The following is a 22,962-nucleotide window of genomic DNA, read 5'->3' on the forward strand; positions in this document are numbered from 1 at the left end:
CTACCCGGCGATCAGCTCCTGCAATCCTGCTTCGGCCGCTTCGGCTTCGGCGATCAGGCGGTGGAGCGCTGCGGCCACATCGGTCAGCAAGCCCGGGCTGAGCGGTCGTTCGCCATTGATGAACCGGCGGATGGCGCGCTCGTCGATATGCAGCCGGCGCGAGGCAGCGGTGACCCCGCCGAGCACCTGGATGCAGTGCGCGAAGTGGTCGCGCACAGCGGCATCCGGGGCGGGGCCGCTCATGGCGCTACACCGCCGGCCGCCTGCTCGTGGTGGCGGATCACTTCCTGGATGATGAAGCGCAGGAACTTCTCGCTGAATTCGGGATCGAGCTTGGCATCGACCGCGAGCGCGCGCAGGCGGGCGATCTGGCGCTCCTCGCGGCCGGGGTCGCTGGCGGGGAGCTGGTGCGCGGCCTTGTAGGCCCCGACCGCCTGAGTGATGCGGAATCGCTCGGCCAGAATGTGGATCATCGCCGCGTCGATATTGTCGATGGACTGGCGGTAACCTGCCAGCACCGGGTCTTCGCTCATCCCAAATCTCCGTCCATCCGCCCCACCGCGTGGCGCCCCAAGCCCACTCTGGCACAACTTGCATCTTGCCAAGCGGCGGTGGGCAGGCCAAGCGAGCGGCAAATGACAGCAACCATCCACTCGATCCCCCGCCGCGCCGAGCCGTCGCTGCAGCCGCTCATGGCGCTCGTGGCCGATGGCATGAACAGTGTCAACGAAGTGATCCTCGGCCGGATGCAATCGCGCATCCCGCTGATCCCGGCACTCGCTGGCCATCTCATCGCTGGCGGCGGCAAGCGCATGCGCCCGATGCTCACGCTCGCGAGCGCTTCACTGCTGGGATACGGCGGCAGCCGCCACTACAAGCTGGCGGCGACGGTCGAGTTCATTCACACCGCCACGTTGCTGCACGACGACGTGGTCGATGGCTCTGGCATGCGGCGCGGCAAGCAGGCGGCCAACATCATCTATGGCAATCCGGCGACGGTGCTGGTGGGCGATTTCCTGTTCAGCCGCAGCTTCGAACTGATGGTCGAGGATGGCAGCCTCAAGGTGCTCAAGATCCTGTCGGGCGCTTCGGCGGTGATCGCCGAAGGCGAGGTCGACCAGCTCGTCGCGCAGCGGCAGGTGGAGACGAGCGAGGAACGCTACCTCGCGATCATCAACGCCAAGACCGCCGCGCTGTTTGCCGCCGCCTGCCGCATCGCCGCCGTGGTGGCGGAGCGCAGCGAGGCGGATGAACTGGCGCTCGACAGCTATGGCCGCAACCTCGGCATCGCGTTCCAGCTTGCGGACGATGCGATCGACTACGATTCGGACGCCTCTGAAATGGGCAAGGATCAGGGCGACGACTTCCGCGAGGGCAAGATGACCCTGCCGGTGATCCTCGCCTATGCGCGCGGCACGGCCGAGGAGCGCACGTTCTGGCAGGAAGCGATTGCGGGCGACCGCAACAGCGATGCCGACTTGGCACAGGCGGTTGCGCTGATCCACAAGCATGAGGCGGTCAACGCCACGCGGGAGCGTGCGCGCTACTATGCCCAGCGGGCGATCGATGCGATTGCCGCCTTCCCGCCAAGCGCGGCCAAGTCGGCGATGACCGAGGCGGCGGAATTCGCGGTGGCGCGGCGCTATTGATCGGTTTTCGGCGGGCGGGGGCCACTGCCCGCCGGTGCCGGATCACCCCATCGGATACATGATTTCCCGGCTCACGGCGTTGACTGCCTTCATCGCCTGGTCCGGCAGGACCAGATCGGCGGCGGCGAAGATCGGGGCGCATTGTTCTTCGGTGGTCACGCCGACGATGGTCGAGGCGACGAAATCGTGTTGCTTCGACCACGCGACCGCGAAAGTCACCGGATCGAGGCCATGTTCCCGCGCGATGGCAGCAAAGCGTTCGGCTGAGGCGATCGACTTCTCGTTGACGAAGCGGCGGGCCATGCTCGCCTGGCGGCCGCCCATTTCGAGGTATTTCGAGAAGCGCGCGCCTTCGGGTTTGGCGCCGCCGCTGTACTTGCAGGCCAGCACGCCGCCGCCGATGGGCGAGTAGGGAATGAGGCTCACGCCTTCCTTGCGGCAGACTTGCGCCAGTTCGTCCTCGAAGCGGCGGTTGTTGAGGCTGAAGTTGTTCTGGATCGTCTGGTAGCGCGCGGCGCCGACCGCCTTGGATGCCTCGATGGATTTCATCAGGCCCCATGAAGTCTCGTTCGAGCAGCCCAGAATACGCACCTTGCCGGCGCGGACCAGTTCATCGAGCGTTTCCATCGTCTCTTCGTAGGCGGTGTCGTGATCGGGCCAGTGGGTCTGGTAGAGATCGATGTAGTCGGTGCCGAGCTTCTTGAGGCTGTCTTCCACCGCGCGGGTGATGTTGTGCCGGTCAAGCGCGGTCATGCCGTTGCGCTTGGGGCTCTTGAACCAGATGTGGCTGGGGCCGGAGACCTTGGTGGCAAGGATGATCGCATCGCGCGGCTTGGTTTTCAGCCACTTGCCGACGATTTCTTCGGTGCGGCCGACCCACTTTACGTCGGGCGGCACGGGGTAGCCCTCGGCAGTGTCGTAGAAATTGATGCCGGCGTCATAGCTCATGTCGAGGATGCGCAGCGAGGTCGCTTCATCGGCCTGGCTGCCGAAGGTCATCGTCCCCATGCAGATATCGGAGACGACGATGGGGGACGTGCCGAGGCGGCGGTGTTGCATGTGCGATGGGCTCCCAGAGGTTTTCGGGAAGGTGGCGCGGGCACGTGGGCCGGTCAAGCGGCGGCTGGGCTAGCGAAAGTGGGAAGACACCTCTCCCAACCCTCTCCCTTGAAGGTGAGAGGGCTATCGGTGCGGGCGCTTGCCGATCAGCCACCACAGCGCAGTTGCAGCGAGCAGGGCGGCTGTCGCGATCAGCGCGGCGATCACGGCGCCGCCGGTGAGCAGGCTGGTGAGGAGCGCGATGAGGATTTCGAGGCTGGTCCTCATGGTGGTGGCCCTAGCATGGATTGCAGCAGGCTTAGAGGGTGCTTAGGGCAACGCGTGTGAGTGACCTTCCGATCCATGCTATTTTGCCACAGTTGCTGGAGGCGCTGCGTGCCGGCCCCGCTGCGGTGCTGATCGCGCCACCCGGGGCGGGCAAGACGACCGCAGTGGCACCAGTGCTGATCCGTGAGCCCTGGTGCACGGGGCAGGTGATCGTGCTCTCGCCCCGGCGCGTGGCGGCGCGGGCGGCGGCGGAGCGGATGGCGGAATTGCTGGGCGAAGCGGCCGGCGAGACGGTGGGCTATGTCACCCGGCTCGATGCCAAGCGCGGCCCTCGTACGCGGATCGTGGTGATGACAGAGGCGATTTTCGTCTCCCAGCTGCTCGCCGATCCGGAGCTCGACGGCGTTTCGGCGGTGCTGTTCGACGAGGCGCACGAGCGCGGGCTGGGGAGCGATCTGGCGCTGGCCTTGGCGATCGAGGCGCAGGGCGTGCTGCGCGATGATCTGCGGCTGCTGGTGATGTCCGCGACGCTCGATGGCGCGCGGTTTGCGCGGCTGCTGAATGATTGCCCGGTGGTGGAGAGCGAAGGCAAGGCGCATCCCTTGGCGATCCGCTGGCTGGGTTCGCGGCCCGACTTGAAGCCCGAACAGGCCGTGGCCAGTGCGGTTGTGCAGGCGTGGGGCGAGGAGCAGGGCGATATCCTCGCCTTCCTGCCGGGCGTCGCGCAAATCGAGCGCTGTGCGGACCTGCTGGCGGAGCGCCTGCCAAAAGCTCTGGTGCTGCCGCTCCACGGGCAAGTGGAACCCGCCGGGCAGCGCGCGGCGATCCGGCGTGACCCGCAAGGGCGACGGCGGGTGGTGCTGGCGACGAGCATTGCCGAGACCTCGCTGACGCTGGACGGCGTGCGGATCGTGATCGATGCGGGGCTTTCGCGGCGGTCGGAGTTCGACAAGGCGGCGGGCGTCTCGCGGCTGGTGACGGTGCGGGCAAGCCAGGCCTCGGCGGCACAGCGCGCGGGCCGTGCGGCGCGACAGGGGCCGGGCGTGGCCTACCGGCTGTGGGAAGAGGCGGCCCACGCGGGGCGCGAGGCGTTCGATCCGCCGGAAATCCTGACGAGTGACCTCACTCCGCTGGCGCTGACTTTGGCGCAGTGGGGGGCTGGCGATCCGGCAGCGATGGCGTGGATCGATCCGCCGCCTGCGGCTGCAATGGCGGCGGCGTGGGGAGCTTTGGCGGCGCTTGGTGCGCTCGATGCTGGCGGGCAGATTACGCCGCATGGGCGGGCGATGGCAGCACTGCCGATGGAACCGGCCTTGGCGCATATGCTGCTGTACGCGGCGGCGCGAGGGCAGGCGGAGGATGCGGCGCGGCTCGCGCTGCTGCTGCAGGAGCGAGGGCTGGGCGGGCGCGGCGAGGATCTGGCGCAGCGGCTGGAGCGCTGGGGGCGCGAGCGTGGCGGACAGGCGGACGCATCGCGCAAGCTGGCGGAGCGCTGGGCGGCAAGTGCGGCGAAGGTGCTTCGACAGGCTCAGCACGAGCGGTCTCAGTCCGGTAAGAGCACCAAGCCCGCTCATGCTGAGCTTGTCGAAGCATCAGGCGCGGCCTTGCCGCTCGGCGTGCTGCTCGCTGAGGCCTTTCCGGACCGGATCGCGCGGGCGAGGGGTGCGAGCGGGGAGGAATGGCTTGCCTCGGGCGGGCGGGGCTATCGGCTCGATCCGGCGAGTTCGCTGGTCCGCGCGCCGTGGCTGGTGATCGGCGATGCGCAGGGCGAGGCCAAGGGTGCGCGGATCACGGCGGCGCTGGCGCTGGATGAGGCCGAAGTCACGCGGCACCTCGCGCACCGGATCGAGGCGCGCCATGCGTTGACGTGGAATGGGTCCGAGGGACGCATCGAGGCGCGGCTGGAGCGGCGGCTGGGCGCGATCGTGCTGGCGCGGGTGCCTGATCCGGCGCCGCCTGCAGAGGCGGTCGAGGCGCTGCTGCTGGAGCAGCTCAGGGCCGACGGGCTGGGGCTGCTGCCGCTGAGCGACAAGGCCTTGGCGCTGATCGAACGCGCGCGGTACGCGGGGCTTGCGGCGCTCTCCGAGGAGGCCTTGCTGGCTGAGGCGGAGCAATGGCTGGGGCCGCTACTCGCAGGTCGGCGCGATTTCCAGATCGGCGCGGGAAAACTGCATGACGCGCTGCTGGGGCGGCTCGACTGGAATGCGCGGAGCACGCTCGACCGGCTGGCACCGGCGGAGTTCACGTCTCCTGCTGGAACCAGCCATGCGATCGACTACGCGCATGAAGGCGGGCCCGCGGTGGAGCTCAGGGTGCAGGCGCTGTTCGGGCTGGACCGGCATCCCACGGTGGGTGATCCGCCGCGTCCGCTGCTGCTTTCGCTGACCTCGCCGGGGCAGAAGCCGATCCAGACGACGGCTGACTTGCCGGGCTTCTGGCGCGGATCGTGGCGCGATGTGGTGAAGGACATGAAGGGCCGCTACCCCAAGCACCGCTGGCCTGACGCGCCGTGGGAGGAAGAGGCGAGTCTCAGGACCAAGAACGCGTTCGCGGCGGGGAAGCGCTAGCTCTCCCCTCCTCCCGTTCGTGTCGATCGAAGTCGAGACACCAGGCGCCGGGTATGGTGTCTCGACTTCGCTCGACAGGAACGGCTTCAGGTGTCGTTTCGGGTCTGTCCCGGCTTGATTTCAAAGCCGATTCGTGAGCATGGGGCGCTCATGTCTGCACGCATCTACCAGCGCCCGAAGAATGCCATGCAATCGGGCAAGTCGCGCACCGATCAGTGGGTGCTTGAGTTCGCTCCGGCAGAGGCGCGCAAGCCTGATCCGCTGATGGGCTGGGCCGGTTCGGGCGATACGCAAGTGCAAGTGGTGCTGACGTTCGCTTCGGCGGAGGAAGCCAAGGCCTATGCCGACAAGTATGGCATTGCCGCCCATGTCAGCCCGGTGCCGCCGAAGCGCCTCAAACTGCAGAGCTACGCGGACAATTTCCGGTAAGGGGAATTACCCCTCCGTCTGCCCTGCGGGCTGCCACTTCCCCATTTGTCCCTTCGACACACTCAGGGAAAAATGGGGAGGGCTCGGACAGCATTGCTTTTTTCATCGACCGTCGCCATATGCGGCGCGGGAGTCGGGCGGACGTTAGCTGTCGCCAACCTGGTCAGGTCCGGAAGGAAGCAGCCACAACGATGTGCGGCGGGTCGCCCGGCTCCTTCAATCCCCTCCCGCAATACCCTTCATGCGTGAGCGCGCTTCATTGCGTGATCCGGTCGCGGGCACCGTGCCGCTGACTTTGCCGAGGCCGAAGGGTACCATGTTGCCGTAGATCGTCTCGCTGCCATGTTCGGGCACGACGTAGGTCTCGTGGAAGATGCCGACCGTGCCGTCATTGCCGATGGCTTTGTTGAACGCGGTCCAGGCAGGCCAGTGCTTTTTTTCGCGGGCGCGGGCGTAGGCCTCAAGGGCATCGAAATCGCGCCAGTATTGCAGCAGGACGACCGTGCGGGCGCTGCGCAGCAGGAACTCATAGCCGAGGAATCCGCTTGCGGGATCGCGCGAGACTTCGGCGAGCATCGGGCCCATCGCCTGAAACACCGGCCACCATTTGCGCACTTTGTGGAAGTGGTTGATCCGCATGCCGATCACGAAGACGACGAGGGGGCCCTGATGGGCGGCGGTCATCCGGCCGGGAGTGATGGTGCTCATGAGGGGAGGGTTCTCCGTTGACGGCTGCGAGTCAATCCCCGACCAGTTGGGGCAGGGGGCTTCGACAATTGGCGAGAGGTGGCCTAATCAGGGGACATGGTCGATTCCACCGACATGTTTGGCGATCCGATTGCGGACGAGCCCGAAGACGACGCGCCCTCGGCTGCGGAACTGGAGGCGGCCGGGCAGGGTTCGATGTTCGGCGATCCTGCACCCGGGCCTGCACCCGCTGTGCGCGAGGAGCACGCTCCGCCGCCGGTGGCCGCGCCCGCGCCGTCCGGCCAGCCCTACCGCGTGCTCGCGCGCAAGTATCGTCCGCAGACCTTTGCCGAACTAATCGGGCAGGACGCGATGGTCCAGACGCTGGGCAATGCGATCCGGCGCGGGCGGCTGGCGCATGCCTTCCTGATGACCGGCGTGCGCGGGGTGGGCAAGACCTCGACCGCGCGCCTGATCGCCAAGGCTCTTAATTGCATCGGGCCGGACGGGCAGGGCGGCCCGACGATCGATCCCTGCGGCCGGTGCGAGCCTTGTGTCGCGATTGCCGAGGGGCGGCATATCGACGTGATCGAGATGGACGCCGCGAGCCATACCGGCGTCGACGACGTGCGCGAGATCATCGAGGCGGTACGCTATGCGGCGGTTTCGGCGCGCTACAAGATCTACATCATCGACGAAGTTCACATGCTTAGCCGCAACGCGTTCAACGCTTTGCTGAAGACGCTGGAAGAGCCGCCCGCGCATGTGAAGTTCCTCTTCGCGACGACTGAAGTCGACAAGCTGCCGGTGACGGTGCTCTCCCGCTGCCAGCGCTTCGACTTGCGGCGCATCCAGACGCCCGTGCTGGCCGCGCATTTCGGCAAGGTCTGTGATGCCGAGCAGGTCCAGGCCGAGGACGAAGCGCTGGCGATGATCGCGGCGGCGGCGGAAGGCTCTGTGCGCGACGGGCTGTCGATCCTCGATCAGGCGATCAGCCATGCGGACATGGCAGGCGGCGGGGCCGTGACGGCGGAGCAGGTCCGCGAAATGCTGGGCCTCGCCGACAAGACCATGCAGCGCCGCCTGTTCGCTGCGGTGATTGGCGGCAAGGGCGATGCAGTGCTCGACGAAGTGGCGAGCCAGTTCGCGCTGGGGATCGAACCCACCGCGATGATGCGTGCCCAGCTTGATCTCGTGCACAAGGTGACGGTGGCGCAGATTTCCGGCGCGGCAGATGCGCGTTCCGCCGAAGAGCGCGAGGCGCTGGAAGGCTGGGCGAAGAAGCTCGGCGCGGGCGCGCTCCACCGGCTGTGGCAGCTGCTGCTCAAAGGCTACGAGGAAGTGCGCGGCGCGCCCGACCCGCTGGTAGCGGCGCAGATGGCGTTGCTGCGGGTGATGCACGCCGCTGACCTTCCCGATCCGGGCGGGCTGATCAAACAGCTCGAAGCCTTTGCAGCCAATCCGCCGGCGGTGCAGATGGCTGCGCCTGCGGGGACGGCAGCGCCTGTAGCTGCGGCACCGGCGAGTGCAGAGATGATGCTGGCGCAGTGGGAACAGCTCGTCGAACAGGTCGAGCAGATTTCGCCGCTGATCGGTTCTTCGATGCGGCTTTCGGTGCGGGTAGTTTCGTTGAAGCCGGGGCATCTGGTCTACGCACTGGCGGCGGGCATTCCGGGCGATCCGACGCAGGACATGCGGCGCGGGCTCGAAGGCGCGACGGGCGGGCACTGGCAGGTCGAGCGCAGCATGGACCTCGCCAGCGCTGCTCCCAGCCTTGAGGAAGCCCGCGCCGAAGCAGCAGCACGGGCGGAGGCGGCGCTGCGTGAAGACCCCCTGGTGCGCGCGGCCTATGCCGCGTTTCCGGGGGCTGAAATGATCGACGAGAGCGCTATATCGGCGCCCGAACGAAAATCCTGGAGTAAACGCGCATGAAGTCGATGGAAGAGATGATCCAGGCCGCGCAGGCCGCTGCCCAGACCATCCAGAAGCAGATGGAGGACGCGCAGGGCAAGCTCGACCAGATCGAGGTGGAAGGCGTTGCCGGCGGCGGGCTCGTGAAGATTCGCGCGTCCGCCAAGGGCCGCGTGATCGGCGTGGCGATCGACGACAGCCTGATGGACAAGGCGGAGAAGGGCATTCTCGAAGACCTGATCGCGGCTGCCTTCAACGATTGCCGTCAGCGCGCCGATGCTGCGGCGGCAGAAGAAATGCAGAAGGTGCAGATGGCGGCCGGCATTCCGCCTGGCTTCAAGCTGCCGTTCTGAGCGGGCACTTCGGCGCTACCCGTTGCAAGCACGGGCTGGCGCAGAGGTGTCACACCCGCTATACAAATGTGTAACAATATCTGGACGGGTGACTGGCGCATGCCCGTTCGCCGCATGAAGGTCGTTTCCCCCTGAGCGCACTCTCCCTGCTTGCTGCGGCCGCTCTGGCCAGTGCCCCGCCTGCCGATGGTTCGGTCCCGACCATGCCTGCCGCGCAGGCTGCCGAACCGGCGGCGCCGGTATCTGGCAAGACCTCAACGCAGGAGCCGCTTCCTCCGCTGCCGGGCGAGATCGTCGTGTCGGGGTCGGTCAAGGCACCGCCCGAGGACCCGCTCGCGAAGGCGAACGAGACCAGCTACGAAGTCCTGCAGAAGGCTGACGATCTGGTCGTCGGGCCGGTCGCGAACGGTTATCAGAAGACGGTGCCGCGCCCGCTACGCATGGCCTTGCGCAACTTCATCCGCAACGTGCGCGAACCGGTGGTGGCAGCAGCTTTCCTGCTGGAACTCAAGCCCGGCAAGATGTTCGAGACGGTGGGCCGGTTCGGCATCAATTCTACCATCGGCCTCGGCGGCACCATCGACTTGGCGCGCAGCAAGCCGTTCAACCTGCCTTACCGCCAGAACGGCCTTGCCAACGTGCTTGGCTATTACGGCGTCGGGCCGGGACCCTACCTGTTTCTGCCGCTCGTCGGCCCGACGACGGTGCGTGACCTGTTCGGCCTCGTTGCGGACAGGCTGGCGGTGCCGCTGGCCGTGGGCACGCCGTTTGACAAGCCGTGGTATGCGCTCCCGATGGGCGTCATCGACGCGCTCGACTATCGCAACGAGGCGGATGAGGATTTCCGCCGCCTGCGCAATGCGGCCGATCCCTATTCGACCTACCGGCGTGTCTATCTGCAATCGCGCATCGACCAGATCGAGGCGCTGCACGGGCGTGGGCCGCTGGCGAAGGGCCAGACCCGCTATGGCCCGTTCGCGCGGCCTATCGGGGCTGCGGCGGATCCGGTTTCGGCGGCCGAGAAGCGGGTGATCGAGAAGGAGGACGCCGCAGCCGGTGCGGACGCGACGCCGACGCAGCCAGCGGCGCCTGTCGTGGCACCTGAACCGCCTGCGCCTCCTGCGCCGCCGCCGCCACCTCAGCCTCCGGTGTTCATTTCGCAGCCGGTGGTGCAGCCGATCCCCTGAGCAGGGCTATATCGGGCCCTCGTCCGCGCGTTCTTGGGATTGGGCCGGTTTACTCCACAATCCCGGCACAAGGGGCCATTGCGGGCGGGCAAGCGGGCACCCATATTCGAGAGCAAGACGCCGCAGACCGGCTTTCGGCGCGGCGGGAATGGAATAGAAGAATATGGCTCAATATCCCCTGCTTCCGCTGCGCGACATCGTCGTGTTTCCCGGCATGGTCGTGCCGCTCTTTGTCGGCCGCGAGAAGTCGGTCTCGGCGCTCGAAGTCGCGATGGCGGGTTCCAAGGAAATCTTCCTGCTCGCCCAGCTTGATCCGGGTTGCGACGATCCGGACCGCGATGACCTCTATGATACCGGCGTGGTTGCCACCGTGCTCCAGCTGCTGAAGCTGCCTGACGGCACCGTGCGCGTGCTCGTCGAAGGCCAGCAGCGCGCCGAACTCAAGGCACTGACGACCGAGACGGCGAACGAAGGCGAACTGGTGCTCGCCGAGGTCGAAGTGGTCGAACCGGCCGAGGTTTCCGGTGCCGAGATCGCGGGCATGATGCGCTCGGTGGTCGATCAGTTCGCCGAATACGCGAAGCTGTCCAAGAAGCTGCCGCAGGACGCGGGCTCGCAGCTGGGTGATATCGACGATGCCGGCAAGCTGGCGGATGCGGTCGCGGCGAACCTTGCGGCGCGCGTTGCGGAAAAGCAGGCCGTGCTCGCCGAGGCTGATCCGCTCAAGCGGCTCGAGATGGTGCTCTCCTTCATGGAGGGCGAGCTTGGCGTGCTGCAGGTGGAGCGCAAGATCCGCGGCCGCGTGAAGCGCCAGATGGAGAAGACGCAGCGCGAATACTACCTCAACGAGCAGCTCAAGGCGATCCAGTCTGAGCTGGGCGGCGGCGATGACGGCGAAGGCAACGAGATTGCCGAGCTGCAGGAAAAGATCGACACGCTGAAGCTTTCCAAGGAAGCGCGTGCGAAGGCGACCGCCGAGCTCAAGAAGCTGCGCACGATGCAGCCGATGAGCGCCGAGGCGACTGTCATCCGCAACTACCTCGATGTGCTGCTCGGCCTGCCCTGGGGCAAGAAGTCGAAGCTGAAGAAGGACATCGCAGCGGCGCAGGCCATTCTCGATGCCGATCACTATGCGCTCGACAAGGTCAAGGACCGCATCATCGAGTATCTCGCGGTGCAGGCGCGCACCAACAAGCTGAAGGGGCCGATCCTATGCCTTGTCGGCCCGCCGGGCGTGGGCAAGACCTCGCTGGGCAAGTCGATCGCCAAGGCGACCGGCCGCCAGTTCGTGCGCCAGTCGCTGGGCGGCGTGCGCGACGAAGCGGAAATCCGCGGCCACCGGCGTACCTATATCGGCTCGCTTCCGGGCAAGATCGTGACGAATCTGAAGAAGACCGGCACGTCCAACCCGCTGTTCCTGCTCGACGAGATCGACAAGCTTGGTCAGGACTTCCGCGGCGATCCCGCTTCGGCGCTGCTTGAAGTGCTCGATCCGGAGCAGAACGCGAAGTTCCAGGATCATTACCTCGAGCTCGACATCGACCTCTCGGACGTGATGTTCGTGTGCACCGCAAACAGCCTCAACCTGCCGCAGGCCCTGCTAGACCGCATGGAAATCATCCGGCTCGAGGGCTATACCGAGGATGAGAAGGTCGAGATCGCCGAGCGCCACCTGATCGCCAAGCAGATCGAGGCGCACGGGCTCAAGACGGGCGAGTTCACGCTGGAGCAGGCCGCTTTGCGCGATCTGATCCGTTATTACACCCGCGAGGCGGGCGTCCGCACGCTGGAGCGCGAGATCGCGCGGCTGGCGAGGAAGGCACTGCGGCGGATCCTCGAAAAGAAGGATGCCGAGGTCGTCATCACGCCCGAAAACCTTGCCGACTTCGCAGGCGTGCGCAAGTTCCGCCACGGCGTTTCGGACGAGGAGAACCAGGTCGGCGCGGTGACGGGCCTGGCCTGGACCGAAGTCGGCGGCGAACTGCTGACGATCGAAAGCGTGACGGTGCCCGGCAAGGGCGCGGTGAAGACCACTGGCAAGCTCGGGGAAGTGATGAGCGAGAGCGTCCAGATGGCGTTCAGCTTCGTCAAGGCGCGGGGACCGCAGTACGGGATCAAGCCTTCGGTGTTCAACCGCAAGGACCTGCACATCCACCTGCCTGAAGGCGCCGTGCCCAAGGACGGGCCGAGCGCGGGCGTGGGCATGGTGACCGCGATGGTCTCAACGCTGACTGGCATCCCGGTGCGTGCCGACGTGGCGATGACCGGCGAGGTTACCTTGCGCGGGCGCGTGCTGGCGATCGGCGGGCTCAAGGAGAAACTGCTCGCGGCGCTGCGCGGCGGCATCAAGACGGTGCTCATCCCCGAGGAGAACCGCAAGGATCTGGCCGAGATCCCCGCGAACATCCGCGAGGGGCTGGAGATCGTGCCGGTGAGCCATGTCGACGAAGTGCTGGCGCGTGCGCTCGCGGCGCCGACCGAGGCGATTGAATGGACCGAAGCGGATGAAATGGCAGCTGGACCGGCGCCCGCTCTGACCAGCGGAACGACAGCGCCTACTGCGCACTGATCGCGAGTTCGTTGCGGTGCAGCATGAAATGTTATGCTGCACCCTCGCGGTGCAGCATTAACCTTCGTGGAGTGGCCGCTTACCGTAGGGCGGTAGGGGCGTCCTGAAATCTTCGCGGACTGGCCAGATTCCGGCGTTTTTTCGGCGATTCCGGGCGTTTTTCGCTTTGACAGCGGATTCTTTCTCGGCTCTCTTCCGGCAACCCGAATTTCGATTCAGGCAACCGGTTGTTTGCATAAAAGCCAATGGGGGTTCCGCAATGAACAAGAACGATCTGATCAGCGCAGTGGCCGACGCGAGCGGTCTCTCGAAGGGTGATGCGACGAAGGCGGTCGAAGCCGTTTTCGATAGCGTGACCTCGGCGCTGGCCAAGGGTGATGAAGTGCGTCTCGTCGGGTTTGGTACGTTCTCGGTTGCCAAGCGCAAGGCCTCGACCGGTCGCAATCCGCGCACTGGCGAGCCGATGTCGATCAAGGCTTCCGCCCAGCCCAAGTTCAAGGCTGGCAAGGGCCTGAAGGACGCTGTCAACTAAAGCAGGAAACGGCATCGGCGCGGGGGCCGGACCGACCACGCGCTATCCGCACCAAAAACGCCGCGCCGGGATGCCGGGGCGGCGTTTTTGGTTGGTTGCTACTTTGCCAGCTTGATCAGCGCGGTAGGGGCTGTTGCAGTCCGCGCATCGACCTTCCAGTCGAGCCGTGAAAGACCGGCGCCTTCCGCCTGCGGGCCCTCGTCGGTGTTGTTGGCAAGGATCTGGCCATCGGTGCGCAGGGTAAAGGTGCCCTCGGCAATCGGCGGGCCGTCACTGCTAGGCTTCGCGCCTGCCTTGCCACTTTCCTTCATGCCGCTCATCGCCCCGGCCATGGCGCCGAGCCCCGGCATCACCGGATTGGCCGCCGCCGTGCTGAACGCAGGCGCATCGACCCGCACCGAGCCATCGGCACGGCGGATCAGCGAGACAAACGGCATGACCATCGGCAGACGCTCGATCGTCGGGAAGGTGAAATCGTGGTCGAGCCGGCCGCTTGCCGAATAATCCACCTCGAATTTCCCGCCGCCCTTGCTGACGACTGAGGCATACCCCTCCTGCCGCGCGAGGCGCTGGGCGAAGGCGGCGGCGGCCTTGGGATCGTCCGGATCGATGCCGCCCATAAAGGCCTGCATCATCTTGCGGTTCTGCACGTCCTCATTGGCCTTGGCAGCCTTCTTCGCCTTCTGCTCGTGATTCCACTTGGCGCGCTGCTGGGCGATTTCCGCCGGAGAGCAATCATGCGCCTCGTCGGTCTGCGGATCGGTGCAGGGTTGCTGCTCGAAGGGCTCGGGCGGGATTGCGTCCGCTTTGGTGCTTTTGCTGCCCTGCGCCAGTGCGGCGAGAATGATCTCGCCCTTGTAGTGGAACGTGAACGTCCCGTCCCGTCGCAGCGCGAGATCACTCGTGAACTTGCCGGGCATCACCATGCAGCCGGCGAGCACGAGAAGCATGGCAGCCGCACCCAGAGCGGCGGCGAACTTGCGGCTGGTTTTCATGGCCCATCCCCCTTTGCCCGCGGGGGCGGGCCTGCCTTGTCAGCCCGCTGCGCCCCGAGTCGCGACAGCATAGAGCGCAATTGCTGCCGCATTGGAAACGTTCAGGCTTTCCACCGCAGAAGCAATCGGGAGGCGCGCGATGGAATCGCAATGCTGCGCGACATTGTGCCGCAGCCCTTCACCTTCTGCACCCAGCACCAGTGCAACCGGGCCAGCGGGCACAGCGGACGGAAATACTGCGCTGCCTTCGCCATCGAGCCCGATGCGCCAGTAGCCGGCCTCGGCAATCTGCTCCAGTGCGCGGGCAAGATTGACGACACGTACCCAAGGCACGACTTCGAGCGCGCCGGAAGCGGACTTTGCCAGCGTGCCGGATTCGGGCGGAGCGTGGCGATCCTGCGTGATCAGCGCGGCGACATCGAACGCGGCACAGCTGCGCAGGATGGCGCCGACATTGTGCGGATCGGTGACCGAATCAAGGATCACCAGCGTGCGTCCGTCTGCCTCATCAAGAATGTCGGGCAGGGCAACGTCATCCAGCGCGAGGCAATCAAGCACGAGGCCCTGATGCGGCGCATCGCGTGCCACCAACCGCGCCAGATCGGCAGCTTGCGCATACTCGACCGGGAGCGAGGAGGGCAGTTCGGCATCATGATCGTCGAGCATCGCCTGGATCGCCTCACGCGTGCCCCACAGCTTCTTCGCCGTCCGCAGGGGGTTCGTCAGCGCCGCCTCGACCGCATGGCGTCCCCACAGCCGCACGGCGCCCGTCGAGGCCCGCCCGGAGCCGCGCCCACCCTGCATGCGCCCCGCGCGCCCGCGCATCGGCTTGGCCCGTCCACCATTTTCATCTCGCTTGGCCATCGCCCTGCTTTCCATGCTTCGCAAAAAAATAACCCGCGCCCCATGCCAGCCGCCCCATTGACAGGCAAGCAGCGCTTCGCCAAAGGGGCGCCTCACTCGGCCGGAGCCGCGCTTTTTCAACGAGGCGCGGCGCACAATCGGGAGCCCGCTCTCGGACCGGCAAATCTGGTGTGGACAGGTGGCCGAGTGGTTAAAGGCAGCAGACTGTAAATCTGCCCGCGCAAGCGTACGCTAGTTCGAATCTAGCCCTGTCCACCACCAGCCTCTCCACAGAGATCCCCAAAGAGCCCTAGAAGTCCAGTGATTCCGGGCATATCCTCGCATCTACCGTCCGCAAGACGCCACACTGATTTGCGTGCAGCCAAGCCCAAGTGTGGGGGTAACGTGGGGGTGAATGACTTACCCCCACACTTTTGCTTCCCCGATGTGTGGGGAGAGAATGTGGGGGGAGATTGAGGGCAATCTCACAGATCTTGCGGTCAAGGCAGCCATGTCGACTCCAGGAACCTACCAGGACGGTGACGGGCTCTTCCTGAAGATCGACAAGCGAGGCGGTGCCTATTGGCTTCTGCGTATACAGCGCGACGGCAAGCGTCATGACGTGCTCCCCTGAAATGTGACCGCCCGATGGTAGAATCCGACCTTGAAGGAGTCGGACGACATGAAACGGAGCAGGTTCAGCGAAGAGCAGATCATCGCGATCTTGAAGGAGCAGGAGTCTGGGATGGCGACGGCGGAGGTATGCCGGCGCCATGGGATCAGCTCGGCGACGTTCTACAAGTGGAAGTCGAAGTTCGGTGGCCTGGAAGTGTCGGAGGCGCGGCGGCTGCGATCGCTTGAGGAGGAGAACGCGAGGCTGAAGAAGCTGCTGGCCGAAGCCATGCTCGACAATGCGGTGCTGAAGGATCTGGCCTCAAAGGAATGGTGACGCCCGGCGCCAAGCGGGAAGCCGGCGCGCATGCCTGTGAGCATCACGGGCCGAGCGAGCGTCGGGCGTGTGCACTGGTCGGCGTGAGCCGCAGGGTGGTCCGGTATCGATCGAGCCGCCCTGTTGACGGCCCGCTGCGGCAAAGGCAGCGCGAGTTGGCAGGAGAGCGCCGGCGGTTCGGCTATCGCCGTCTCGGTTACCTGCTGGCGCAAGAAGGCATGGCGCCCAATCACAAGAAGCTGCTGCGGATTTACCGCGAGGAAGGGCCGCGGGTGCGCCGTCGCCGTGGGCGCAAGCGGGCGTTGGGTACTCGGGCGCCGATGGTCTTGCCTGAAGGTCCGAACCAGCGCTGGTCGCTCGACTTCGTCTCGGACAGCCTGGTCTGCGGTCGGCGTTTCCGCATCCTGAGCGTAGTCGATGACTTCACGCGTGAGTACCTCTCGCTGGTGGCCGGCACTTCGCTGTCGGGTGCACGGGTGGCGAGGGAACTGACCAGCCTGATCGGCCGGCGCGGCAAGCCACACACCGTGGTCAGCGACAACGGGACAGAACTGACCTCGTCAGCCATCCTGCGCTGGTCGCAGGAGCGCCGGGTCGAGTGGCACTACATCGCCCCGGGCAAGCCGATGCAGAAGGGCTTCGTCGAGAGCTTCAACGGCCGCCTGCGCGACGAATGCCTCAACGAGACCCTGTTCACCTCGCTGGCTCACGCCCGGTTCGTGCTCGCCGCCTGGCAGCACGACTACAACACCGTCAGGCCACACTCGAAACTGGGCGGGAAGACCTCCGCCGAGATCGCCGGCCAACGTGTCTGGGGGCATGCCCCCAGACACGTTGCCATCCCATCAAACCAACATAATGAAGGAGCGATACTCTACCGCTGACCGGTAACAATCAGGGGAGCACGTCACTTTCGGCAGGCAAATCCGCCCCGCTAAGGCTATCGCCTTCTGGTAGCTAGTTTCTGATTTTTCTAGGGAAAGTGCTTTGGAGAGGTGGTGCCGCTTAGGTGATTCGAACACCTGACCCCATCATTACGAAAGTAATTATCATTAGCAGTAAGATCGTTGATTTTCGGGCGTTTTGCATGCTTCTGTCGCCCCGTTTTCCAGTTGCCCCAGTCCAGACCCAAGTTGCTCTATGCCGATGGTTGGCAGCGTCACTACGCAAAGTGCGTTGGTAGTATCGCTTGGCTGAAAGTGACCCGTGCCAGCCCCGTTTCGTCGCGCACAGGGTCGAAGGCGGAGAGCGAAAAAATATTGATGGTATGCCCCACACGCAGCGCGAGGCTACATGTGGGGCGATACAGGTTACAGTGTCACGGGCGGCTGTTCAGGGGCGAAATAAACTCCGTCAGTACCCTTGCCCCATTCCGGCCATTCCGGTTTTCGGCGGATGCCCTTGGCGAGCACGGTCCTAACGTGGACTTCGTTGAAGCCCAATTTGGCGAGCACGCCGACGATGCGCCTGCCGGTATTCACGCCTTGGCTGATGCAAGCGTTGATAAGCATCTGCACGCGGTCTGGCTTCTTCAGCTTCTGCGCAACGAAGGTCTCGTCCAGCGCGCGCAGTTCGCGGAAGAAGGTGGTGACGTCGAAGTCTGCCTCTTGTGTCATGCCACGGTCTCCATCAGCTTGAGGTTGCTCGCTCCGGCCTCCACGGCAGCCGCCAAGGTTCGATCCGCAATGGAAGCGTATCTGGCCGTGCTCTCAGGCCTCAGATGACCGGCGACCTTACCGGCGACGAGCAGACTCACACCATTGTTCACCATCGCGCCGATCGCGGCGTGTCGGGTGTCGTGGAAGTGCATTCCGGGCAGGCCAGCTTCTTCGGTTGCGGTTTTCCAGGCCCTCTTGATTGTGACGTAAGGCTTGCCCGTGGCCTCGTTCGCAAACAGCCATTTGCACTCCTCCTTCTGCGGCAACGCCTTCACCACGGCCATCGCCGCACCGCTTAATGGCACCACGCGGGGATGGCCGTTTTTCGTGACGGGAATCAGCCATTCCGCGCGGTCGATGTTGATGTGCTCCCAGCGTGCATCTAGGATCTCGCGCAGCCTGGCCGCTGTGGCGAGCGCAAACTGCACAATAGGCTTGAGCATCGGATTGTCCGACCTTCCGCACGCTGCCAGCAGGCGCTCCACCTCCTTAGGCGTGAGCAGGCAGGTTCGCTTGTTGTCGTACTTCGGCCTTGCAACTGCAGCTACAGGATTACGGTCAGAGCCCGCAAGGTTCCAGCCCTGCGCCAAACGATAGCTGCGGTTCAGGACGAGACGCAGACGATCGACTGAGGCCGGTGACAGACGCTCGCGCAGCTTGGCGAGGTATGTCTCAATTGCTTGCGGCGTTATCTCGTCGATACGCAGTTTTCCGAATTGAGGCACCCAGTACAGGCGGTGCGACATCTCGACGCATTGATGTGAGCGCAGATGCCCCTTGGCGTGCTCCACGTGCAAGCGCGCCAATTCCTTGAAGGTGATAGTCGCCTTACGTTCAGCCTTGTCCGCAGCGGGGTTGCCGCCGAGGACGATCTGCGAGCGCAATTCCTTGGCCTTTCGCTTGGCAGCCTCGAAAGACAGGTCTTTGTAGCCGCCGATCTTGATCTGCCCGGGCGTGCCGTCCGGTTTGGTGTAATGGAGCCAGTAGGTTTTGCCCGACGGACGGACTTCAAGGCCGAAGCCAGTTACTTCGGTGCAACGGAATCTTAAGTTCTTTTCATCCTTTGGGCAGGTAACATCTCGGCAGAACGCCGAAGTCATTTTCACTTTGGCCATGAGCCAATTCCTTTCTTGAGTACGATAGTTCATTGCCGCAGAGCGCCGATCCGACCCGCGAAGGGGGCTGGTACCGGAAGCGCCGAAACGACGCCCGGTGGGGCTACAGCGGCAGATTTTGGGCAGTTTAGGGTAAGGGGCGAGGGGCAACCGGGCCGGAGCACCAGCTTTCCGTCCGTTCCAGGATTTCAGCATTCGAGCGCGCCACCCCCGGAACGTGAAAGTGGTGAGCGCGACGAAATCGTGAAATCCTGAAGCGGGCGAAAAACTGAAAACCGGACCAGTCCGCCCCCGCCGAGGTTGATCAAGTAGAGGAGGTCGTGCCTTCGCCCTTTTCGAGCAGAACAAAGGTCATCGCACCGCGCGCCTTGCGGACGAAGTGCCAATGGTGCTGCACCGGGTCATCACCTGTGTACTGTTCGATGACGCGGGTGGCAGCGCGGCGACTGACACTTGCTTTTTCAGAAACCGCATTTCGCAATGCGATCTTCGTATTGGTGCCTGCAGCGATGCACTCGGCGACCGTGGCGATCAATTCGGCATCCGAGCGTTCGGCTTCCACTCGCTTGATGCCGTCAAGATCGTCCTGATCAACCAAGCGCACCGAAGCTAGGCGCTGGGCGTAGGACACATGATCCTCAGCGGCGTAGGTATAGGCGACTGACTGCACCCCTCCACCACGAGCCTTCAGGCGCTGGAACTCCACGAACTTCTGACCGGGGTGCCCGGTCAGGCTAAGCTCGTCGATGATGTAACCAGCATCGAAGTCGTCGAGGATGTCGGTCGTCCCAGCATGAACCGCCCTGCCGTCCTCACTCTTGCGTTTGTTGACATGAGCGAGACCGAGAAGGGTGCCACCTGCTGCGACGTACTGGCGACAAACATTTGCAAAATCGCTGGCCTGCCTCTTGTTCATCAGGTCAACGAACTTTTTCAATGTGTCGATCACCACCAGCGTTCCGCGTGCGGCGTCGTTCTTCACCGCCTGCAAAAGCAGCGCTTCAAGATTTTCGGCCTTGAAACCGCCTTGTCCCGGCACAAGCGTATGCGCGCCAAGTTCATCGAGAATCGCAAGCTTCACCGCGATGCCCGAGCTGCTGTCATCGGCGTTGATGAAAAACAGGTCTGATGCCGCCAAGCGGCCCTGCTCCACCGCCTCGACCGCCATATGGAGGAAGAGCAGCGTCTTTCCCGTATTGTGCTTGGCGTACCACACCGTTGCCTCGCCGCGATGACAAGTGTCACCGAGAAGAGGGGTGGCGGCCTGAGCTAGCGCCTCGTACTTTGCCGACTGTCCGATCAGGCTGTATCGCGCCAGCGGACTGACCTTTCCCGCTGGGGCCGGAGCCAGTTCGGCCTGAACCTTTTCCGATTCCGAATGGACCACCGTGGTTTTGCATGGCTGAAAATCATCCTGCAGGATCGCGGGGGTATTGGCACCGGCATCACGCGCGCGGGCAATCAGAGTTGCGATGGTGATCGGGTTGGTAACGTCACCCCTGAAAGACCGCCATTTTACCTCGATGTCCTTGCGCCCTTGGTAGGACTTGCCCTTGCTGCTCCAAGAGTTTGCAAGTGCGAACCCTTCCTCGCTGCCGCCGGTCTCATGGTAGATCGCCATCAAGACATTCAGCCAATCCTGATAACCGCAGTCCGGGTCGATATGGGCCAGCAAAGCGGTAATCGTGGCAATATCGGTTGCCGGAACGGAGACTTCACTTCGCTCTTCCGGCTCGTCCCTTGCCGGTCGAGGCGCAGGGCGTCCGTTGTGCTGAAAAACTGCATCGATGAAATCCTGACCGACTTGGCTGAGTTCGTCGCGATGGCGCGCTGTCAGCGTCATCAACGACTTGCCCTCGCTGGGCGTCAGCAGTGCAGAATTCCTGTGCGCCCTGACATCCAGGCGGTCGGGGAATTCGAGTGTGCTGTGAGAATCGGGCTTGGCAAAAGCCCCCTTCTCAAGGCGATAGTGATGGTGAAAACCACGGCGCGTCTTGATAACGAGCGCTGGAACGATACCGAATTGCTGTTCCAAACGGCGCAGCGCTTCGATCGCTTCCGGGCTGTCTGCATCCAGCAGCAGTTGAGTTTCATCGAGAACAGCTCCTACCTCGTGGGTCGGATGCTGCCCCCAATGCTGCCTGATGGTCGCTTCCGAGAGCTCGTCGAGCCAAGGAAAGTAGTGAACCACCGGGCGTTTGGCCGCCGGAACGAGCGGAATGACTCGATAGCCGAAGGCAAACCAGAAAAGCGCGCCGTCCAGATTGGTTTTGAACGTGAACGGTTCGCGCAAATCGGGTTGCAAAAGACCGCTTAAGTCCAGACCCCTGAGATCGATCTTGCGGCTTTTCTTCTTAGCCTCAGGGGTGACCGGGTCACTCATACGAAGCCCTCTTGGCAAACATCAGGTAGCCAAAATGACGTGAAGTATCGGGTGCGAGACGCAATAGTTGCGTATGCATTGTATTCTCCTATTAACGATGTCAAAGAGCCATCCCACTGGTGGGACAGCGGTTACTTGGCCTAAACCGGTGCAGCCGAGGCCTTCGTGGCAGAGATTTTTTGGGTGTCAACACGTCGTAATCGACGAAATCAGGCACTTCTGAAGTTACGATACTCTGGCCTGATAAAATTTATTTTCTGAGGCTATCGGTCTTTCAGCACAGTCTTTCTGGCCACTGAGGTTTATGTGCCTTTCACAAGCTTCTTGGCGAGCGCGCTCATCATTTCCACCGCTCTCGGTCGATCCGATTTTGCAGCCCAATCACCGAATCACGAATCGGTTCGCCATGAAATCTGCCAGCCATGAGTCGCATGGATTGGCGCAAGCGAGATCATCGCCGGGAGGATCATCCGCTTTCTGCATCCACCGCTACGGCTGGCACCGCGTGGGCATAACACAGGTGCAGCAAGTCCGTGTCGGTCGTTGGCTCGTTTGGAATGAGGACTGCATGGCCTGCCCCGTCCTGGCTGAGCACGAAGACGCATTCGAACCAGCCGGTCGTGTGGTGGAGGATGAATTCCCAGTGCTCGAAAGGCCAGCCGCGCGCTTGGTGCAGGGTGTCCAGGGTATCGCCCGGCTGGACGATGAAGATAACGGCAAGGTCCATAGTCTCGCGGTAGGGTGCGAGCATCGGGCGCAGGGCATCGTCCGTCACCGCGTCCAGCGCGGCAACGCTTATGATGATGTGCATGTGGGTAGCTCCATAGAAAACGCCGCCGATCACGAGGACCGACGGCGTCAGGTTTGTTGGTGATGTGGGTATGGGTCAGTCGGCCTGCGCAGGCCCCTCAGGCGGCTCGCCAGCGCTGCGATACAAGGCAATAGCCCCGATCGCGGCAATGATGGCAAACCCGATACCGGGATGCGCCCTGAACCCGGCGACGATGGCCAGGATCATGATGAGGCCGACTGTTTCGTTGGTCCGGAATATAAGTCCGGCGAGGAATAAAAACACGAGCGCAATTTTCAGCGCGACCGTCAGAAGTGCTACCAAGAGAATGACTGTTATGAATTCCCGCATGGGCGTTGCTCACAAAAAAAAGGCCCCCGGAGATCATCCGAGGGCGTCAGGTTCTGGTTTCCGCTGCGCGGTGTGTGGCTAGATCCCGTGTGGGAAGGACATGTTCAGTAGAGTCCGTCCTTGAGGCGTCGTTTCGACACTGAAGTTGATGGTGGCCTTGCCCTTGTCGGTTATCGCATCGCCTTCACAGATCTTGCCGGTCGAACTGAAGCCCGAACGAACGTCGTTGATTTCGATGATTTCGACCTGGCCCTTCTCCTTGGCCAAAGCGAGGACCTCAGGAACGAGTGCCTGACATGCCTGCGCTTCCGCACTGACCGGCTCCTCGGCCTTTGGCTTCGAGAGTTCTGCGTTAATGGCATCGACCTTGGCCTGCGCCTCACGGGCCATCGCATCCATCTTCGCAATGGCAGCTTCGGTCTCCGCCTTAGCCTTTGCTTCTGCGGCTCCGGCTGGTGTGCGCTCATAGGCAGCCTTCATCTGTTGAACATGAACGCCAAGCAGCATGAACGCTGCAAACCCACCAATGTACGCCCCGACCGGTCGTGTCCCACGGGGTGGTGTAGGAAGGTTTCTCTGAGAGGGTGGCCACCGTCGATCTTCTGGTAGGGTTCGGATGCGAACTCGAACCTGGAGAAGAAGACGATGACCGACGACAGAATGGCCCT

General features: G+C 63.9%; 24 protein-coding genes, 1 tRNA gene and 1 other RNA gene. 12 read left to right on the plus strand and 14 right to left on the minus strand.

The window, feature by feature from the left end:
- Complete coding sequence (locus tag NDB2M1_RS21505; RefSeq protein ID WP_054122290.1) at positions 1-243, minus strand: transcriptional regulator; 243 nt, start codon at positions 241-243, stop codon at positions 1-3.
- Positions 240-533, minus strand: a complete 294-nt coding sequence (locus tag NDB2M1_RS21510; protein WP_054122289.1) for a chorismate mutase — start codon at positions 531-533, stop codon at positions 240-242. The genes NDB2M1_RS21505 and NDB2M1_RS21510 overlap by 4 nt, the downstream gene beginning before the upstream one ends.
- Positions 534-635: 102 nt before the next feature.
- Here NDB2M1_RS21510 and NDB2M1_RS21515 point away from each other — a divergent pair, with 102 nt between their 5' ends.
- Positions 636-1,649, plus strand: coding sequence for a polyprenyl synthetase family protein (locus NDB2M1_RS21515; protein ID WP_072384770.1), 1,014 nt, complete (start codon positions 636-638; stop codon positions 1,647-1,649).
- Positions 1,650-1,691: 42 nt separating this feature from the next.
- Here NDB2M1_RS21515 and NDB2M1_RS21520 read toward each other — a convergent pair whose 3' ends face one another.
- Positions 1,692-2,708 (minus strand): aldo/keto reductase, encoded by a 1,017-nt coding sequence (locus NDB2M1_RS21520; protein WP_072384771.1) that lies wholly within the window; start codon positions 2,706-2,708, stop codon positions 1,692-1,694.
- A 123-nt stretch (positions 2,709-2,831) separates the two neighbouring features.
- Positions 2,832-2,975 (minus strand): hypothetical protein, encoded by a 144-nt coding sequence (locus NDB2M1_RS22830; RefSeq protein ID WP_156309677.1) that lies wholly within the window; start codon positions 2,973-2,975, stop codon positions 2,832-2,834.
- 56 nt (positions 2,976-3,031) lie between these two features.
- Between NDB2M1_RS22830 and hrpB the strand changes: the two genes are divergently transcribed.
- The 3 genes from hrpB to ffs all read left to right on the plus strand — a co-directional run bounded on the left by hrpB (position 3,032) and on the right by ffs (position 6,192).
- On the plus strand, positions 3,032-5,542 hold the full coding sequence (hrpB, locus tag NDB2M1_RS21525; protein WP_072384772.1) for an ATP-dependent helicase HrpB: 2,511 nt from the start codon (positions 3,032-3,034) through the stop codon (positions 5,540-5,542).
- A 150-nt stretch (positions 5,543-5,692) separates the two neighbouring features.
- Positions 5,693-5,971 (plus strand): ETC complex I subunit, encoded by a 279-nt coding sequence (locus tag NDB2M1_RS21530; protein WP_072384773.1) that lies wholly within the window; start codon positions 5,693-5,695, stop codon positions 5,969-5,971.
- A 126-nt stretch (positions 5,972-6,097) separates the two neighbouring features.
- Positions 6,098-6,192, plus strand: an RNA gene (ffs, locus tag NDB2M1_RS21535) — signal recognition particle sRNA small type.
- On the opposite strand, the gene NDB2M1_RS21540 is transcribed toward ffs, so the two are convergent.
- Entirely contained in the window at positions 6,188-6,679 is a 492-nt protein-coding gene (locus tag NDB2M1_RS21540) for a DUF4188 domain-containing protein (RefSeq protein WP_072384774.1), read from the minus strand. The two genes, ffs and NDB2M1_RS21540, sit on opposite strands and share 5 nt — an antisense overlap.
- Before the next feature lie 96 nt (positions 6,680-6,775).
- Between NDB2M1_RS21540 and NDB2M1_RS21545 the strand changes: the two genes are divergently transcribed.
- From NDB2M1_RS21545 to NDB2M1_RS21565, 5 genes are all read left to right on the plus strand, one after another.
- Positions 6,776-8,590, plus strand: coding sequence for a DNA polymerase III subunit gamma/tau (locus NDB2M1_RS21545; protein WP_072384775.1), 1,815 nt, complete (start codon positions 6,776-6,778; stop codon positions 8,588-8,590).
- Positions 8,587-8,922 carry a YbaB/EbfC family nucleoid-associated protein gene (locus NDB2M1_RS21550; protein ID WP_054121872.1) on the plus strand — a complete coding sequence of 112 codons (336 nt, stop codon included), beginning with the start codon at positions 8,587-8,589 and terminating at the stop codon, positions 8,920-8,922. Before NDB2M1_RS21545 ends, NDB2M1_RS21550 begins: the two co-directional genes overlap by 4 nt.
- A 203-nt stretch (positions 8,923-9,125) precedes the next feature.
- Entirely contained in the window at positions 9,126-10,109 is a 984-nt protein-coding gene (locus NDB2M1_RS21555) for an MlaA family lipoprotein (RefSeq protein ID WP_072384776.1), read from the plus strand.
- Positions 10,110-10,272: 163 nt separating this feature from the next.
- Positions 10,273-12,678, plus strand: coding sequence for an endopeptidase La (gene lon / locus NDB2M1_RS21560; protein ID WP_054121871.1), 2,406 nt, complete (start codon positions 10,273-10,275; stop codon positions 12,676-12,678).
- 259 nt (positions 12,679-12,937) lie between these two features.
- Positions 12,938-13,210, plus strand: a complete 273-nt coding sequence (locus tag NDB2M1_RS21565; protein WP_054121870.1) for an HU family DNA-binding protein — start codon at positions 12,938-12,940, stop codon at positions 13,208-13,210.
- Between the two features lie 98 nt (positions 13,211-13,308).
- Here NDB2M1_RS21565 and NDB2M1_RS21570 read toward each other — a convergent pair whose 3' ends face one another.
- Positions 13,309-14,205, minus strand: coding sequence for a hypothetical protein (locus NDB2M1_RS21570; protein ID WP_072384777.1), 897 nt, complete (start codon positions 14,203-14,205; stop codon positions 13,309-13,311).
- Positions 14,206-14,244: 39 nt separating this feature from the next.
- Complete coding sequence (rlmB, locus tag NDB2M1_RS21575; RefSeq protein WP_143146877.1) at positions 14,245-15,069, minus strand: 23S rRNA (guanosine(2251)-2'-O)-methyltransferase RlmB; 825 nt, start codon at positions 15,067-15,069, stop codon at positions 14,245-14,247.
- Positions 15,070-15,241: 172 nt separating this feature from the next.
- Here rlmB and NDB2M1_RS21580 point away from each other — a divergent pair.
- From NDB2M1_RS21580 to NDB2M1_RS21595, 3 genes are all read left to right on the plus strand, one after another.
- Positions 15,242-15,327: transfer RNA gene (locus NDB2M1_RS21580), tRNA-Tyr, on the plus strand.
- A gap of 181 nt (positions 15,328-15,508) precedes the next feature.
- Positions 15,509-15,682: an Arm DNA-binding domain-containing protein gene (locus NDB2M1_RS21585; RefSeq protein ID WP_371328230.1), complete on the plus strand. Its 174-nt coding sequence runs from the start codon at positions 15,509-15,511 to the stop codon at positions 15,680-15,682.
- Positions 15,683-15,730: 48 nt separating this feature from the next.
- Positions 15,731-16,881, plus strand: a protein-coding gene (locus NDB2M1_RS21595; RefSeq protein WP_371328231.1) for an IS3 family transposase whose coding sequence is annotated in 2 segments (ribosomal slippage) — positions 15,731-15,989 and positions 15,989-16,881 — 1,152 coding nt in all. Because the reading frame shifts where the segments join, the coding sequence is not laid out codon by codon here.
- Positions 16,882-17,307: 426 nt separating this feature from the next.
- On the opposite strand, the gene NDB2M1_RS21600 is transcribed toward NDB2M1_RS21595, so the two are convergent.
- From NDB2M1_RS21600 to NDB2M1_RS22995, 7 genes are all read right to left on the minus strand, one after another.
- Positions 17,308-17,613: a hypothetical protein gene (locus NDB2M1_RS21600; protein ID WP_072384782.1), complete on the minus strand. Its 306-nt coding sequence runs from the start codon at positions 17,611-17,613 to the stop codon at positions 17,308-17,310.
- Positions 17,610-18,770: a tyrosine-type recombinase/integrase gene (locus NDB2M1_RS21605; RefSeq protein ID WP_072384783.1), complete on the minus strand. Its 1,161-nt coding sequence runs from the start codon at positions 18,768-18,770 to the stop codon at positions 17,610-17,612. The genes NDB2M1_RS21600 and NDB2M1_RS21605 overlap by 4 nt, the downstream gene beginning before the upstream one ends.
- A gap of 304 nt (positions 18,771-19,074) precedes the next feature.
- Positions 19,075-21,153 (minus strand): PriCT-2 domain-containing protein, encoded by a 2,079-nt coding sequence (locus tag NDB2M1_RS21610; protein ID WP_083555041.1) that lies wholly within the window; start codon positions 21,151-21,153, stop codon positions 19,075-19,077.
- 466 nt (positions 21,154-21,619) lie between these two features.
- Complete coding sequence (locus tag NDB2M1_RS21615; RefSeq protein ID WP_072384785.1) at positions 21,620-21,964, minus strand: hypothetical protein; 345 nt, start codon at positions 21,962-21,964, stop codon at positions 21,620-21,622.
- Positions 21,965-22,039: 75 nt separating this feature from the next.
- Complete coding sequence (locus NDB2M1_RS21620; protein WP_072384786.1) at positions 22,040-22,294, minus strand: hypothetical protein; 255 nt, start codon at positions 22,292-22,294, stop codon at positions 22,040-22,042.
- Positions 22,295-22,372: 78 nt separating this feature from the next.
- Positions 22,373-22,774: a hypothetical protein gene (locus tag NDB2M1_RS21625; protein ID WP_216234077.1), complete on the minus strand. Its 402-nt coding sequence runs from the start codon at positions 22,772-22,774 to the stop codon at positions 22,373-22,375.
- On the minus strand, positions 22,771-22,962 hold a 192-nt coding region (locus tag NDB2M1_RS22995; RefSeq protein WP_216234078.1), incomplete at its 5' end, for a hypothetical protein. The genes NDB2M1_RS21625 and NDB2M1_RS22995, both read right to left, overlap by 4 nt.

It is taken from the genome of Novosphingobium sp. NDB2Meth1 (assembly GCF_900117425.1).
GTDB lineage: Bacteria > Pseudomonadota > Alphaproteobacteria > Sphingomonadales > Sphingomonadaceae > Novosphingobium.

Excerpts from the sequence above, each read along its gene's own strand:
- NDB2M1_RS21550 (WP_054121872.1), top strand. The coding sequence starts at position 8,587 with ATGAAGTCGATGGAAGAGATGATCCAGGCCGCGCAGGCCGCTGCCCAG.
- NDB2M1_RS21510 (WP_054122289.1), bottom strand. The coding sequence starts at position 533 with ATGAGCGAAGACCCGGTGCTGGCAGGTTACCGCCAGTCCATCGACAAT.
- NDB2M1_RS21585 (WP_371328230.1), top strand. The coding sequence starts at position 15,509 with ATGTGGGGGGAGATTGAGGGCAATCTCACAGATCTTGCGGTCAAGGCA.
- NDB2M1_RS21555 (WP_072384776.1), top strand. The coding sequence starts at position 9,126 with ATGCCTGCCGCGCAGGCTGCCGAACCGGCGGCGCCGGTATCTGGCAAG.
- NDB2M1_RS21505 (WP_054122290.1), bottom strand. The coding sequence starts at position 243 with ATGAGCGGCCCCGCCCCGGATGCCGCTGTGCGCGACCACTTCGCGCAC.
- NDB2M1_RS21600 (WP_072384782.1), bottom strand. The coding sequence starts at position 17,613 with ATGACACAAGAGGCAGACTTCGACGTCACCACCTTCTTCCGCGAACTG.
- NDB2M1_RS21540 (WP_072384774.1), bottom strand. The coding sequence starts at position 6,679 with ATGAGCACCATCACTCCCGGCCGGATGACCGCCGCCCATCAGGGCCCC.
- NDB2M1_RS21570 (WP_072384777.1), bottom strand. The coding sequence starts at position 14,205 with ATGAAAACCAGCCGCAAGTTCGCCGCCGCTCTGGGTGCGGCTGCCATG.
- NDB2M1_RS21565 (WP_054121870.1), top strand. The coding sequence starts at position 12,938 with ATGAACAAGAACGATCTGATCAGCGCAGTGGCCGACGCGAGCGGTCTC.
- NDB2M1_RS21620 (WP_072384786.1), bottom strand. The coding sequence starts at position 22,294 with ATGCGGGAATTCATAACAGTCATTCTCTTGGTAGCACTTCTGACGGTC.
- NDB2M1_RS21625 (WP_216234077.1), bottom strand. The coding sequence starts at position 22,774 with ATGAAGGCTGCCTATGAGCGCACACCAGCCGGAGCCGCAGAAGCAAAG.
- lon (WP_054121871.1), top strand. The coding sequence starts at position 10,273 with ATGGCTCAATATCCCCTGCTTCCGCTGCGCGACATCGTCGTGTTTCCC.
- NDB2M1_RS21545 (WP_072384775.1), top strand. The coding sequence starts at position 6,776 with ATGGTCGATTCCACCGACATGTTTGGCGATCCGATTGCGGACGAGCCC.
- NDB2M1_RS21515 (WP_072384770.1), top strand. The coding sequence starts at position 636 with ATGACAGCAACCATCCACTCGATCCCCCGCCGCGCCGAGCCGTCGCTG.
- NDB2M1_RS22830 (WP_156309677.1), bottom strand. The coding sequence starts at position 2,975 with ATGAGGACCAGCCTCGAAATCCTCATCGCGCTCCTCACCAGCCTGCTC.
- NDB2M1_RS21605 (WP_072384783.1), bottom strand. The coding sequence starts at position 18,770 with ATGGCCAAAGTGAAAATGACTTCGGCGTTCTGCCGAGATGTTACCTGC.
- NDB2M1_RS21610 (WP_083555041.1), bottom strand. The coding sequence starts at position 21,153 with ATGAGTGACCCGGTCACCCCTGAGGCTAAGAAGAAAAGCCGCAAGATC.
- NDB2M1_RS21615 (WP_072384785.1), bottom strand. The coding sequence starts at position 21,964 with ATGCACATCATCATAAGCGTTGCCGCGCTGGACGCGGTGACGGACGAT.
- NDB2M1_RS21520 (WP_072384771.1), bottom strand. The coding sequence starts at position 2,708 with ATGCAACACCGCCGCCTCGGCACGTCCCCCATCGTCGTCTCCGATATC.
- NDB2M1_RS21530 (WP_072384773.1), top strand. The coding sequence starts at position 5,693 with ATGTCTGCACGCATCTACCAGCGCCCGAAGAATGCCATGCAATCGGGC.
- rlmB (WP_143146877.1), bottom strand. The coding sequence starts at position 15,069 with ATGGCCAAGCGAGATGAAAATGGTGGACGGGCCAAGCCGATGCGCGGG.